Source organism: Agrobacterium sp. 6Ca8, assembly GCF_055382765.1.
In genome coordinates this window covers 83,403-96,928 of sequence record NZ_AP026433.1, presented here as the reverse complement: position 1 = coordinate 96,928, position 13,526 = coordinate 83,403, and the positions used below count along the sequence as shown (strand labels likewise).

The window sequence follows — 13,526 nt, the reverse complement described above, 5'->3', positions numbered from 1 at the left end:
TTGCTGGATTCTTACTGACCCGGCAAAATGCGCACGGAGTACAGGTTCACCGGGCGGGCATTGCCATCGATATCGCTGTTGATGAAGATCTTGCCGGGCGCATTCGGGGCAAGCGAACGCTCGAACGTCGTGTTCAGCAGCATATCCGCACGCTCGGCCGTGGCCGTGAAACGGTGACGGGAGCAATCGCCCAACGTGGCGAAATCGCATGCTACGGAAACCTGCGTTTGCCGATCGCTGGAGGATTGCAGCGTGATCGAGATGGTCGAGGATTTACCCGCCATGTCGCGCATCACTTCCACCGGAACCTCGACGCTGATTGCGCCGTCCTGAGAGACGCTTCTCGAGGTCACCCGTATCGCCTTGCCGGCGGGTGTGGCGATGTTCTCGACATTGGCGCGGGGGCCTGCCGAAACTCCGGAACTGCCGCGCTCCGCATTAAATACTTCCACCCAGTCGTCGGAAAAACCGCGGCCGGCGGAAAGGCTCGGCGCGGGCTCAGTACCGTTGAAGTCCTCCGCCTGGACTTGTGCCGGCGGATTGGGCACGCTGGTATCGCGCTGCTCCGGCGTGAGCAGCAGGCCGGAGGAATAGACCCACCAGGCGCCGAAACCAACAAAGGCAAGCAGTGTCACGAGCATGAAAAGGCGGGCGAAAAGTCCGCGACGCTTGCGGCGGCCAACGGCACCTTCCGGACGAAACGCGAGCGAGGCGTCACCTGCGCTGGAGCCTCTTCTTGGCGGTTTTCCATTACGACGTCCAGCACTCAGAGGTTCCGGAGCCGCAGCGGCGCCCGGCCGCACATCGCGCGTTTCGCCACGCAATTCCGGCTCGACGGCCATATCGCCGTGATGCTGCGATTGTGAGACGGGATCGACCGAGGGGCCGTCATGCGCCGCACTTTCCGGCACAGGCGGCCGCAACTGCTGCTCCACCCTGTCCAGAAGACGATTCCGCTCTTCATTCTCTATAACATGGATCAGGCTTTCGAGCCGCTGGCGCTGCTGGCCCACAATCTGCGGGTCGTCTATGCCCTGCTTGCGCAGGCCCGCTTCCAGTGCCTGACGGGACGATTGGTAAATTCGTGCACGAACTTCGGCGTTCGATCTGTCCGATTTTTCCAGAGCATTTCTGATTGCCGTTTCCAGTCCGCTCACGACCGATCCTTATTCTACTGCTCTTCGCAAAAAATATGTGGCAGTGCGCCATTGGTTTACGATTCGGTAACGGCTATGCCGCGCCTCCGCAAGCATCGTTTGCGATAAAGACCGGATTGCCTTGGGGAAAATCGATCCATTGTGGCGCTGCGAGCGCAGGTCTGGCGGGCCAGTGCGACGCTGTTTTCGCTTTCAATCCGCTGCCGAACACGATATTGACTTACGTGCGCGTAAACGTAATCTGTGGGAGGAGACATGCTGCCGTCCGTGCTGAAAGACAATCTGCGTCTTCCGGTCATAGCGTCACCGCTATTCATTATTTCGCATCCGCAATTGACGCTGGCGCAATGCAAGGCGGGTGTCATCGGCGCTTTCCCGGCGCTGAATGCGCGGCCCGAAAGCCAGCTGGACGAATGGCTGGCAATGATCACCGAGGAGCTGGCCGCCCACAACAAGGCTAACCCCGAGCGCCCGGCCGCTCCTTTCGCCGTCAACCAGATCGTACATATGTCCAACCGGCGGCTGGAACACGATCTCGGCCTCTGCGTCAAATACAAGGTGCCGGTGGTGATTTCCTCGCTCGGTGCAGTACCGGAAGTCAATGCGGCCGTGCATTCCTATGGCGGTATCGTGCTGCATGATGTCATCAACGATCGCCACGCCCGCTCCGCCATCCGCAAGGGCGCGGACGGGCTGATTGCAGTGGCAACGGGTGCCGGCGGACATGCGGGCACGCTTTCACCCTTCGCCCTGGTTCAGGAAATCCGCGAATGGTTTGATGGCCCCCTGCTGCTGGCTGGCGCCATCGCCAATGGCGGCTCCATCCTTGCGGCGCAGGCCATGGGCGCGGATATGGCCTATATAGGCTCCCCCTTCATCGCGACGCAGGAAGCCCGGGCCTCCGACGCTTACAAGCAGGCGATCGTGGAGGCACAGGCCAAGGACATCGTTTATTCGAACTATTTCACGGGCGTACACGGCAACTACCTGAAAAGCTCGATCGTCGCCTCAGGCATGGACCCCGACAACCTGCCCGAAGCGGACCCTTCCAAGATGGACTTCGAAACCGCCACCGGCGGAGCAAAGGCCTGGAAGGATATCTGGGGCGCCGGACAAGGCATCGGCGCGGTCAAGGTGGTGGAGCCGGTGGCTGACCTCGTCGATCGGCTGGTACGCGAGTATGAGGCAGCCAGACAGCGCATCTGCGCGAGAGGCTGAGGCCACCTATAAACAACGGGCAGGCAAAGCTTTTTTTCGGATTTTTCGAAACCCGCGCATTCAAGGCTTGAAATCCGTCAGCATTGCCTGTATCAGCCCGCCATGAAGCTGATCCGTAACAAACGGGTCACAATCGGGCCGCTTTAGCTCAGTTGGTAGAGCACGTCATTCGTAATGACGGGGTCACGTGTTCGAGTCACGTAAGCGGCACCATTTCTTCTTAAAAAATTCATTTCCGACATTGAGTTGCCTTTGGCGCGGCGTTGTCCACTGGCGGAAATCGTCATTTGGCGCTGCTGCTGCAATCATAAAACCTTTGAAACCAAACAGGCCTCCGCACGTTGAGCAGCAAGTCGCAATCAAATGGAAAGCCTGCCATCGTGGATGTCCTTCGTATTCTCATCGCCATCATTCTTCCGCCGGTTGGCGTGTTTCTCCAGGTCGGACTTGGCCTGCATTTCTGGTTGAATATCCTGCTCACACTTTGCGGTTACATTCCCGGCATCATTCACGCGATCTGGGTGATCCTGCGCAAATGAGATTTGCGCAGGATATGACGGGACAACCATCAGATGCGCACAATATTTTAGTACGTGATTAAATTCGTAATACCGACTGGAACCTCATCTTCTCCCTCACGTTATGGTGATGACACCAGCTAAGGAGAAAATCATGAACCAGATCATCTACATCGTGGGCCTCGTCGTCATCGTTCTGGCGATTCTTTCGTTTTTCGGCTTTCGTTGATCACCGTTGTCAATTCGATCGCTTGCGCTTATTCTAATCAGCGGTAACACACGGCTGCGTTCATGGGTTGCTTTGCTGTCGGGTGTATTTCGGGATCGCGTTGCTCTGGGAGGTGCACGATGAAGAACGAGAGATGGACAGAGCCTGTCGAGGTCAATCTCGAGGCGAAGGGCAAAAGCGTTATCGCCGGCCCGTTCGAGGCACTGATGTTATTGACGGAAGGCTGGCCCAAAATTCGCGGATTGAGTTTCGTGAGAGCCAGAAGCGCCTGCCGCGCTGCGCTTGATGGACGCAAATCGCCGGAGGAAGCGCGAAAGTGTTTTACCGATGCGGTTTCCGAGATGCAGAAAAATCCGCACTGACCATATTCAGACGACAAATGGCCCCTCGAAAGGGGCCATTTTCATGCTTGCTATATTTCGTTCGATCTACATCCAGTAAGGTGCGACGCCGTAGTAGTCGTAAACCTTGCGGTCTCGCGCATGCAGCAGGTCATCATCGTCCAGGTTGGCGAAGTGAGGCGCATTTTCGATCTGCTCTTTGGTAAGATCGATGCGATAGCCATCAAGCTCTTCGTCGTAATGGAGCTTTTCCCACGGCAGCGGATAATAGTCGTCGCCGATTCCGAAAAAGCCACCAAAGCTCAAAACCGCATAGGCAACACGGCCGCCGCGTTTTTCCAGAATGATCCGCTGGATCGAGCCGATATGCTTACCATCGGCGCCATAGACGCGCGTGCCTTCAACCTTGTCGCTGGCGATCAGGCTCGGTGTATCCTTGACGTAAGGGTCCTGCCCGGCACGGGGTTCTTGATGCAACATAACGTCTTTCCTCCTTGGTTTTTTCCTCGTGAGTATTACGCCTGGTAAACCCCTCCACCAGAAATTCGTTCCGAAGCTTTTCGCGCGCTGCGGACTGAAGACGCGGATCAGGAGGCGCGGAAAAAGCCCTATTGGCGGATTTTTTGCCAGACGGAAGGAGAAACACCGACCATTTTACGGAAGACGCGGGAAAAATGCGCCTGATCCGAAAACCCGGCTGCGATAGCGATGTCGGTCAGCGCCATGTCGGTTCGCATCATCAGGTCCTTGACCCGATCGATACGCGCCTGCATCTGCCATTGATGCGGCGGTACGCCTGTCGACGCCTTGAAGGCGTGGCTGAAATGGGATTGCGACAGGTTGGTGAGTTCTGCCAGTTCCTCCAGCCTTATCGACCGCAGGCAATGTTCGCGAATGTAATCGGTCGCCGCCCTCAACTGCCAGGAGGCCAGCTTGCTGCGTTTTTTGACCGGCTCCCGCTTCACCTTGAGGAAATCCGTCAATAGCGCCAGCACGAGGCTTTCGCCGTATAGATCGTGCAAAGGGTCTGGATTATCACATTCGGCGGCGATCAGCCGCGCAAGCACCAGCAGGCGCTCATCCTCGAACATCAGGTGCGGATCGAGCAACCCGTGCGGATCGAACCCCTGCACCAGCCGCGCCCCCAGCAATCCCGCATCGAAGTGCAGATCGAGATGGCGCACGAAGGAAACATTGCTGAGTTCCGCATGTATATCCAGGTCGGCCGGTACGAAGGAAATGCGGTTCGCTTCGGATGACGCGTAATTGTCGCGGCGGCTACGGTTCATCATGAACCGGCCATCATTCGTCCCATCCATATCGAGCAGGAAAACGAAACGCGGGTCCTTGCCGACATAGCGGCCACCCGCCTTCGATGCGCAACGCACGTCCCAGAGATCGGCGACGATGCCGTTCCACACCCGCGAGCGTGGGCCGCCGATGACGGCAAAGCCCTCGATCTCATTTTCCATCCGAACGCGGAAAGCCATGGCCTCTCGATCCCGCAAGGCGCAAAGGCGCCCCTATAAACATGATAAGATTATTCATGTTTATAGGGGCAAACTATTTTTCCCGCAACTGCCAGCTACCCGTTACCACTTCTTGGAAAGCTTGAAGGTGATGGTGCGGCTGTCACCCCAGCCGCAAACCGAGACGCCGGCGCAACTCTTGACGTATTCCTTGTCGAAGACATTCGCGACGTTGACGGATGCCGTCCAGTCGTTCTTCTCGTAGCGGATCGCGGCATCGAAGACCGCAGCATCCGGAACACGCAGCGTGTTTGCCGCATCTGCCCAGGACTTGCCCTGATAACGCACGCCGCCGCCAATACTGAGGCCTTCAAACGTATCATCGGTGAAGGCGTAATCCACCCAAAGCGACGCGGTGTGAGCAGGCACGATCCACGGAGATTTGCCGATCAGGTTAGGATTGGCGTCCTTGGTGATATCGAGATCGGTATAGGAATAGGAGGCGATGGTTTTCCAGTTGTCGGTGAGATTGGCCTTCGCCTCCAGCTCAAAGCCGGTAGACTCCACCTGTCCGAACTGGCCGCTCGTCGTTACGCCGCCGGCGGTATAGGAAACGATGGCGTTGTCCTTCACAAGCTTGAAGACAGAGGCGGTGATGCTGCCATCGAAGAAGGTCGGCTCGTATTTGATACCGGCCTCGAACTGATGTCCTTCCTCGGGTACGGCGGAGCTGCCATCCGCAAGTGTATCGATGAGCGGATTGAAGAAGGTGGCCGCCGAGACATAGGGCGTCAGGCCATTGTCGAATTCATAGGCAAGACCGGCGCGACCGCTTAGCGCATCGTCATTTGAGCGGCGAGACACACCCGCTGGCAGCCTGTTGTTCAGTTCGGTATCGACGTAATCGTAGCGCCCGTTCAGCGTTACCAGCCAGCCATCGCCGAAACGCAGCTGGTCCTGTGCATAGATGCCGATCTGCTGCTGCGTCACCACGTTATTGGCGTAGACGAAATTCGTTCCCTGCGTCGAACCATAGACCGGGTTGAGCGCACCGATCGCATTCGATCCGCAGCACGCCTGCACCTGATCCAGCTTGTAGTATTTATAATCGAGACCGAAGAGCAACGAATGGCTGACAGCACCGGTATCGAACTGGCCTTCGACGCGGTTGTCGACGCCGAAACTGTCGACCTTCGACAGGCCGTCATAACCAAAGCGGGTCAGCATATAGTCATTGGTGGTGGCATCGAGGATTGGCTGGCCATTGGCGTCGGTATTGGCCCAGCCGCCCGCATAGGGTCCGGTTTCGTGCTTGTAGAGGTGGCCGTAGCGGGCGTTTTGGCTGATCTTCCAGCCATTGTCGAATTCGTGGCTGACTTCGTAACCCACCATGGACTGGTAGACGCGACCATTGTCGATATCAGGCTCGCCATAAAAGGCCTTGCGGTCGAGCTTGCCAAAAGGTGCGTCAACCACAGTCCCGACATAGGGCAGGAAGCCATTGCCGACATGGACCTGATCCAGCGCCGAGAAATAGCCGTAGAGCGTGGCACTGGTCTGAGCATCCGACTCGAAGGTGATCTGCGGCATGATGAAGCCACGCAGATCCTCGGAGTAGTCGGTGTAATTATCGCCGCCCGAGACCTTGCCAGTGACGCGGTATTTCCACACGCCCTCACCATCGATCTTGTCGCCGAGATCAAAACCGAAGAAAGCATTGCCGAAATTGTTGATGCCGATTTCCGTTTCGCGGACTGGCTCATCCTGCGGGCGCTTGCGAACCATCTGCACGATGCCGCCGGGATTGGCGCCGCCGTAGAGCACCGAAGCCGGTCCCTTCAGCACCTCCACCCGCTCCAAACCATAGGCATCCATCTGGAAACCGCCGAAACCGTAGCTGAACAGGTTCAGCCCATCCAGAAACACGCCGGTCTGGGTTGCCTGGAAACCGCGAATGTAAAACCAGTCCGTATCCGGGTCGGTGCCGAAAGGTTCCGCCGTTACGCCGGGCGTGTAGCGCAGTACCTCGTCGATCTTGGTCACGACGCCACGGTCATCCATTTCCTTTCGGCCGACGACCGATACGGACTGGGGAATGTCCTTCGTTTCCGTCTCAGTTTTCGAACCCGTCGCGCTTTTCTTCGCAACGTACCCCCGGACCGGACCAGTGGCGTTTTCCGCGCCCTGCCCCTCGACGGTGATCTCACGCAGGACGGTCGTCTGCTGTGCGTGACCTACCAATGGCGCCATCAAAACAATGGCAGCCGTTCCCAAAGCCAGGCGGCCCAAAAACATCTCATGCAAATTTTTCAAGATATGCCCCGAAACAGATCACGGCCGACGTTTATACACGGCAGGCCGCAGCACCTCAATTAAGCTGAGTATTTACATCAGGATTAAGGCCGGATGCTTGTCATTTTCTGGGGAGATTTGAAGCTTATTGGCTTCTCGCAAAGTTTTGCGCCTGTCATTTATGGTGCAGGCGTCAGCCCTTGCGCCGCCCGATCCTTGCAAGCTGCATGACTGGCAGGATGCCGATGACGACGATCGCCAGTGCCGCAATCGACGCTTCCTCGTAGGTGCCACGCGCCGCCTCACCGTAAAGATGGGTTGCGAAAGTCTCGAAATTCAGCGGCCGTAACAGGAGTGTGGCGGGAAGTTCCTTGACGCAATCGACGAAGATCAGCAAGGCGGCGGCGGCCAGCGATGCCTTTGAAAGCGGCAGATGGATCTGTCTGAATGTCTGTGTTGCGGATCGTCCCAGCGTTCGCGAGGCGTGATCGAAGGATTGCGGGATACGACTCAGGCCGGCATCAACGCCGCCAGCCGCAATGGTGAGGAACCGCGCCGAATAGGCGTAAATCAGGGCCGCACCGCTGCCGATGAAAATGAGACCGGTGGATATGCCGAACCAGTCGCGCATGGTCTGGTCGACAAACCGGTCGAAGCCGCCAAGCGCAATCAGCACACCTATGGCGATGACCGTGCCGGGGGCCGCGTAACCTACCGTGGAAAGCCGGTAGGACCAGAGCGAGAGGCGTCCCGGAGCAAGGCGCATCGCGTAAGCGACCGCAAGGCCGAGGACGAGGGTGATCGCCGTCGCCAGTCCGGCAAAGAGGATGGTATTCAGAGCCTCATCGGCAAAACGGGACGACAGTCCGCTGAACCGGAAACGCTTCCATGCCTCGGTGACGAGATAGCTTGCCGGCGCCACGAAGCCGATCAGAACCGGCAGGCTGCCGAGCGCAAAGGCACCGCAAGCTTTAAGACCAGTGAGACGCACAGGCTCCAGTTCCCTGCTTTTCTGCGCCGACACGGTATAACGCTGCTTGCGCCGCGCCCATCGTTCAAATGCCACGAGGGCAACCACGATGAATAACATGGAAAGCGCGATCTGCGCCGCACCGGGCAGGTCGGATTTCGTGACCCATGTGGTATAGACCGAAACGGTGAGTGTTCGGACACCAAGAAATTCTGATGCGCCGATATCGTTCAGCGCTTCCATCAGGGCAAGGCTGATGCCGACCGCGACGGCCGGGCGCGCCAAAGGCACCGCAACCTTGAAGAAAGCCGCGCGTCTGGAAACGCCAAGCGTGCGTGCCGCTTCAAGCAGGTTGCCCGCCTGCGTGAGGAACATGGCGCGCACGGGAATATAGACATAGGGAAACAGCACGAAACCGAGCAGGATGATGCAGCCCGTCATGGACCTTATATCCGGCAGGCGGAATTCACGCGGGCTGGAATAGCCGAGCAGCCAGCGGATCGCCCCCTGCACCGGCCCGATCGGATGCAGGATATCGAGATAGGCGTAAGCGACGATATAGGTGGGCATGGCGAGCGGCAGCAGCAGCGCCCATTCCAGTATTTTGCGGCCGGGAAAATCATAGGCCGTAACCAGCCAGGCGGCAAATGTGCCGATAACACCGGCCAGCAACCCGACGCCGAGCATCAGAACTGCGGTATCCGGCAAAGCCGTCAAAATCACGCTCGAACCAAGATGGGACCACAGGCCATCAGACCCCTGCACCGCCTGCGAGACGAGTGCCAGAACCGGCAGCATGGCGCCGCAGACCGCTGCCAGAGACAGGCTCAGCCACCAGAAGGAGGATGAAAACCTTGGTCTTGCGCGGGGCATCAATGGCTGGACGGCGTCTGGATTCATGAGCTTCTTGAAAATACAGGGAAGGCGCCCGCGGATGCGAACGCCTTCCAACTTGTTGTCGCCAATTGGCCTTTACTGGTCGAAACCGACCTTGTCGACCAGCTCGCTCGCCTGTTTGCGATGAGAGACGATCTCCGTCAGCGACTTGTTGTCAACCTTCAGGGTGCCGAAGGAGGCAACGATGTCGTTGAGTGCTGCGCCCTGCCTGACCGGATATTCGAAGTTGGCTTCGGCATAGATCTTCTGGGCTTCGTCCGAAACAAGGTATTCCAGAAGCTTGACGGCTTCGGCCTTGTTCGGAGCGTTCTTGGCAACAGCCGCACCGCTGATGTTGACCTGCGTGCCACCATTCTTGAACGTCGGCAGAACGACCTTGATCGCGTCGCCCCACTTCACCTGCTCCTCGCCGCCCTTGCCCGAGCGCATCAGGCCGACATAATAGGAGTTGGCGATGCCGATATCGCAAATGCCACCGAGGATATCCTTGGCAACGTCACGGTCGCCGCCGCCTGCCTTGCGGGCCAGGTTTTCCTTGACGCCGGCAAGCCACTTTTCGGTGTCCGCTGCGCCATAGTGAGCGATGTAGTCGGCAAAGAGAGCCGTATTATAGGGATGCTGGCCGGCGCGAATGCAGATCTTGCCCTTCCACTTCGCATCTGCCAGGTCTTCATAGTTGAAGGAGGCAAGGTCGAGATCCTTCGCCGCATAGAGAACGCGGGCACGCATGGAAAGTGCGAACCAGTGGCCCTTGGCGTCGCGAAGTTCCGCCGGAATAGCCTTGTTCAGCGTTTCGGATTCAACCGGCTGGGTAACACCCTTTTCCGCGAGATCGACGAGATTGCCGGCATCCACCGTCATCAGCACGTCGGCAGGTGAGCTTGCGCCCTCGCTCAGAACGCGCTCTGCAAGGCCATCCTTGAGGAACACGGTGTTGACCTTGACACCGCTGGAGGCCGTGAAGGATTCCAGCAAGGGCTGGATCAGGGCCGGCTCTCTCGTGGTGTAGATATTCAGTTCAGCAGCGCTGACTGATCCCGCTGCAAAGGCGACCGTGCTGGCAAGCAGGGCAAGTTTGGCAAATTTCGTCATGGTGTGTCTCCCTCTTCGATGCGCAATATAGGGGGAGCAAACATCATACATGACGTATCAAATCAAGTTTTATTTGGCCGTTTTCAGACGGGTTTCGATCACCAACAGTTGAAAATGGAGCGAAAATAAACATGCAAATCCGCTCATTCAACTTCAGGTAAATATCAGGACACCCTTCGGATCGATGCCGAAGCGGACGGCCTTGGTCTTGGCGGGTGTGCGCTGCATCGTCCTGACGCGCAGGTCGGCTGGAAGGCCGGGAACGGCTATGCCGAGTTGTTCGATCTCGCCGAGGAACACACGACTTGATATTTCGCCGGCAATCCCGTCTTTCGCAGCGCTGTCCTCGATGATCGAAATCGCATTGGGGCGAACATAGGCGGTGGCGGCAAGACCTTCCGCCAGACCGGACGCATCGCCCAGAGGCCCGAGCGGCGTTTCCACGCGCCCCTCCCTCACCCTGCCCTCGATCTTGTTGAAGGCGCAGAAAAAATCGGCGGCGTAGCGGCTTTTGGGGTGATCGTGGATTTCGTAGCCCGTGCCGCTCTGGACGATACGACCGCGCTGCATCAGCACCACACGATCGCCGGCGGAAAGCGCTTCTTCCGGATCATGGGTGACCATGATCGCCGTCGTGCCCAGTTGCCGCAGGACGCCCAGCGTTTCCTCGCGCACAGTGTCGCGCAATCCCCGGTCCAGATTGGAAAAGGGCTCATCCATCAACAGCAGGCCGGGTTGCGGGGCAAGGGCGCGGGCGAGGGCTACGCGCTGCTGCTCACCGCCCGAAAGCGTGTGCGGATAGCGCTTGGCCAACTCCTGCAGATGAACGTGCTCGATCATCTCCGCAGCCCGGCGGCGGGCCTCGGCCTTTGGCAATGACCTGAGACCAAACATCACATTCTGTTCGACAGTGAGATGCGGGAAGAGCGCATAATCCTGAAAGACGAAACCGATATTGCGCTTTTCCGGTTCCACGAAACCAGCCGGACCAGCAACGACTGCGCCATTCACACAAACGCTGCCATGATCCGGCGTTTCCACACCCGCTATAATGCGCAGCAGGGTCGATTTTCCACAGCCGGAACGTCCCACCAGACAAATGATTTCGCCGCGTTCGACGGTCAGATCGATATCGGACAATACATCCGTATCGCCGAATCTTTTTCCGACCGATTTCAGTTCAAGCGCTGCGTTGCCTGCCATTTCCAATCCTGCCCTGCTTTGCGAATTATGTTGATCGCTCAAATCAGGATTAAAGTCAAAAGGCGGGGAAAATAGGTTTCCATTCACGAGGTTGCGAGATGTTCGGCAGGAATATTGACGTTTACGTTAGAGTTAAATAGGCTTTGCCGATACGATGGACGTCAGGTGATTAGACGTCTATCATTCGTCATCGGGGAGCGGAGGAGCAGTCGATCCGGTGACGCCACATGCGGTTCCCTCAATCCGGCCATTACGCCGGTTGATTAGGGGGACTTCATGATGATCAGGCAGCTTATAGCGCCTTTCATGCGTTCCATCGAACGCACGGCGCGACAGAGACTCTGGGAGGAGAAGCATGAGTGAATTGTCCCTGGGACATCCGGAAAATGTCAGCGCAGAGAAGCGCTGGCTGGCATCCTACCCGCCGGGCGTACCTTCCGAAATCCCCGCATCCGCCAATACCTCCCTTGTCGAACTTCTCGAAAAGAGCTGCGCGAAATTTGCCGACAGGAAGGCCTTTTCCAGCATGGGAAAGTCCCTGACCTACCGGGATCTGGATATTGAAACCCGCGCGGTGGCCGCCTGGCTGCAATCCAGAGGACTGGAAAAAGGCGACCGGGTTGCGGTGATGATGCCGAATATCCTGCAGAACCCCGTCGCCGTATACGGAATTTTGCGGGCAGGCATGATCGTGGTCAACGTCAATCCGCTCTATACGCCGCGCGAGCTGGAACACCAGCTGAAGGATTCCGGCTCAAAAGCGCTTTTCGTACTGGAGAATTTCGCCCATGTGGCGCAGCAGGCGGTGCCGAAAACCGCCGTCAGACATGTGGTCGTTGCGGCCATGGGTGATCTCCTCGGCCTCAAGGGACATATCGTCAATCTTGTGGTTCGCAAGGTGAAGAAACTGGTGCCGGCCTACGCTATTCCCGGCTCCATCAGCTTCAAGGCCGTGTTGAAGGAAGGTCAGGGTTTTTCCCTGAAGGCGGTCCGCCTCCTGCCGCAGGATATCGCATTCCTGCAATATACCGGCGGAACGACGGGCATTTCCAAAGGTGCGATCCTCACCCACGCCAATCTTCTGGCCAACAAGGCCCAGATAAGCCTGTGGCTGGATGCCGCTTTCACCCAACGCAAGGACCGTCCAGAAGTCCTCAACTTCATCTGCGCGCTGCCCCTGTGCCACATCTTTGCGCTGACAGTGAATTCGCTGATGGGCATTGCGCTTGGCGGCCATAACCTACTGATCGCCAATCCACGCGATATTCCCGGCTTCGTGAAAGAGTTGTCGCATTATCGACCGCATATTTTTCCGGGTATCAATACGCTGTTCAACGCGCTGATGAACAATGAGGATTTCCGCAAGCTCGATCTGTCCTCGCTCATTCTCGTTCTCGGCGGCGGCATGGCGGTGCAGCGGCCGGTGGCCGAGCGTTGGCTTTCCATGGTCGGTTGCCCGATCGCCGAAGGTTACGGGCTATCGGAAACATCGCCCGTTGCCACCGTTAACAGACTCGATGCCACGGAATTCAGCGGCACCATCGGCCTGCCAATTTCCTCTACGGAAATCGACATTCGCGACGAGGAAGGCAAAAGCCTGCCGACCGGCGAGGTCGGCGAGATCTGCATTCGCGGGCCGCAGGTCATGGCCGGTTACTGGCAGAGGCCGGATGAAACCGCGAAAGCAATGACCGAAGACGGCTTCTTCCGTTCAGGCGACATGGGCTTCATGGACGAGCGCGGCTACACCAAGATCGTCGACCGCAAGAAGGACATGATCCTCGTTTCCGGTTTCAACGTCTATCCGAACGAGATCGAGGAAGTGGCCGCCAGCCATCCCGGCGTGCTGGAATGCGCGGCTATCGGGGTTCCCGACGAACATTCCGGCGAGACCGTCAAGCTTTTCGTCGTCAAGAAGGATCAGTCGCTGACGGAAGCGGAACTTAAGGCCTTCTGCGCCAAAAGCCTGACAAACTACAAACGGCCGAAAATCATCGAGTTCCGAACGGAGCTGCCGAAATCGAACGTCGGCAAGATCTTGCGGCGTGAGTTGCGCAATCTGAACTAAAGGACGAGAGCCGGGTGACCGGCTCTTTTCTTTTCTCCCAGTCCATTTCTTTTACCGAAGTCGCCTTGATTT

The 13,526-nt window shown here is 57.7% G+C and carries 11 protein-coding genes and 1 tRNA gene; 5 read left to right on the top strand and 7 right to left on the bottom strand.

The annotated features are described in order from the left end of the window. Nucleotides 1–11: 11 nt before the first annotated feature. Complete coding sequence (locus tag ACZ5A6_RS00460; RefSeq protein ID WP_003514901.1) at nt 12–1,157, bottom strand: hypothetical protein; 1,146 nt, start codon at nt 1,155–1,157, stop codon at nt 12–14. A 255-nt stretch (nt 1,158–1,412) separates the two neighbouring features. Between ACZ5A6_RS00460 and ACZ5A6_RS00455 the strand changes: the two genes are divergently transcribed. From ACZ5A6_RS00455 to ACZ5A6_RS00440, 4 genes are all read left to right on the top strand, one after another. Next, on the top strand, nt 1,413–2,375 hold the full coding sequence (locus ACZ5A6_RS00455; protein ID WP_003514899.1) for an NAD(P)H-dependent flavin oxidoreductase: 963 nt from the start codon (nt 1,413–1,415) through the stop codon (nt 2,373–2,375). A 137-nt stretch (nt 2,376–2,512) separates the two neighbouring features. Next, nucleotides 2,513–2,588: transfer RNA gene (locus tag ACZ5A6_RS00450), tRNA-Thr, on the top strand. Nucleotides 2,589–2,755: 167 nt separating this feature from the next. Continuing rightward, nucleotides 2,756–2,914 carry a YqaE/Pmp3 family membrane protein gene (locus ACZ5A6_RS00445; RefSeq protein WP_003514897.1) on the top strand — a complete coding sequence of 53 codons (159 nt, stop codon included), beginning with the start codon at nt 2,756–2,758 and terminating at the stop codon, nt 2,912–2,914. Between the two features lie 327 nt (nt 2,915–3,241). Beyond that, entirely contained in the window at nt 3,242–3,484 is a 243-nt protein-coding gene (locus ACZ5A6_RS00440; RefSeq protein ID WP_003514896.1) for a DUF982 domain-containing protein, read from the top strand. A 66-nt stretch (nt 3,485–3,550) separates the two neighbouring features. On the opposite strand, the gene ACZ5A6_RS00435 is transcribed toward ACZ5A6_RS00440, so the two are convergent. From ACZ5A6_RS00435 to ACZ5A6_RS00410, 6 genes are all read right to left on the bottom strand, one after another. Then, nucleotides 3,551–3,943, bottom strand: a complete 393-nt coding sequence (locus tag ACZ5A6_RS00435) for a PRC-barrel domain-containing protein (RefSeq protein WP_003514894.1) — start codon at nt 3,941–3,943, stop codon at nt 3,551–3,553. 128 nt (nt 3,944–4,071) lie between these two features. Next, nucleotides 4,072–4,953 (bottom strand): helix-turn-helix transcriptional regulator, encoded by an 882-nt coding sequence (locus ACZ5A6_RS00430; RefSeq protein WP_013635414.1) that lies wholly within the window; start codon nt 4,951–4,953, stop codon nt 4,072–4,074. Between the two features lie 102 nt (nt 4,954–5,055). Further along, entirely contained in the window at nt 5,056–7,227 is a 2,172-nt protein-coding gene (locus ACZ5A6_RS00425) for a TonB-dependent siderophore receptor (protein WP_236776010.1), read from the bottom strand. Between the two features lie 190 nt (nt 7,228–7,417). Further along, nucleotides 7,418–9,094: an ABC transporter permease gene (locus ACZ5A6_RS00420; RefSeq protein WP_065659891.1), complete on the bottom strand. Its 1,677-nt coding sequence runs from the start codon at nt 9,092–9,094 to the stop codon at nt 7,418–7,420. 72 nt (nt 9,095–9,166) lie between these two features. Beyond that, complete coding sequence (locus ACZ5A6_RS00415; RefSeq protein ID WP_003514886.1) at nt 9,167–10,183, bottom strand: extracellular solute-binding protein; 1,017 nt, start codon at nt 10,181–10,183, stop codon at nt 9,167–9,169. Nucleotides 10,184–10,336: 153 nt separating this feature from the next. After that, on the bottom strand, nt 10,337–11,386 hold the full coding sequence (locus ACZ5A6_RS00410) for an ABC transporter ATP-binding protein (RefSeq protein ID WP_013635410.1): 1,050 nt from the start codon (nt 11,384–11,386) through the stop codon (nt 10,337–10,339). 355 nt (nt 11,387–11,741) lie between these two features. Between ACZ5A6_RS00410 and ACZ5A6_RS00405 the strand changes: the two genes are divergently transcribed. Further along, nucleotides 11,742–13,454 carry a long-chain fatty acid--CoA ligase gene (locus ACZ5A6_RS00405; protein WP_003514883.1) on the top strand — a complete coding sequence of 571 codons (1,713 nt, stop codon included), beginning with the start codon at nt 11,742–11,744 and terminating at the stop codon, nt 13,452–13,454. Nucleotides 13,455–13,526: the final 72 nt, after the last annotated feature.

Excerpts from the sequence above, each read along its gene's own strand:
- ACZ5A6_RS00455 (WP_003514899.1), top strand. The coding sequence starts at position 1,413 with ATGCTGCCGTCCGTGCTGAAAGACAATCTGCGTCTTCCGGTCATAGCG.
- ACZ5A6_RS00440 (WP_003514896.1), top strand. The coding sequence starts at position 3,242 with ATGAAGAACGAGAGATGGACAGAGCCTGTCGAGGTCAATCTCGAGGCG.
- ACZ5A6_RS00435 (WP_003514894.1), bottom strand. The coding sequence starts at position 3,943 with ATGTTGCATCAAGAACCCCGTGCCGGGCAGGACCCTTACGTCAAGGAT.
- ACZ5A6_RS00430 (WP_013635414.1), bottom strand. The coding sequence starts at position 4,953 with ATGGCTTTCCGCGTTCGGATGGAAAATGAGATCGAGGGCTTTGCCGTC.
- ACZ5A6_RS00425 (WP_236776010.1), bottom strand. The coding sequence starts at position 7,227 with ATGTTTTTGGGCCGCCTGGCTTTGGGAACGGCTGCCATTGTTTTGATG.
- ACZ5A6_RS00420 (WP_065659891.1), bottom strand. The coding sequence starts at position 9,094 with ATGAATCCAGACGCCGTCCAGCCATTGATGCCCCGCGCAAGACCAAGG.
- ACZ5A6_RS00415 (WP_003514886.1), bottom strand. The coding sequence starts at position 10,183 with ATGACGAAATTTGCCAAACTTGCCCTGCTTGCCAGCACGGTCGCCTTT.
- ACZ5A6_RS00410 (WP_013635410.1), bottom strand. The coding sequence starts at position 11,386 with ATGGCAGGCAACGCAGCGCTTGAACTGAAATCGGTCGGAAAAAGATTC.
- ACZ5A6_RS00405 (WP_003514883.1), top strand. The coding sequence starts at position 11,742 with ATGAGTGAATTGTCCCTGGGACATCCGGAAAATGTCAGCGCAGAGAAG.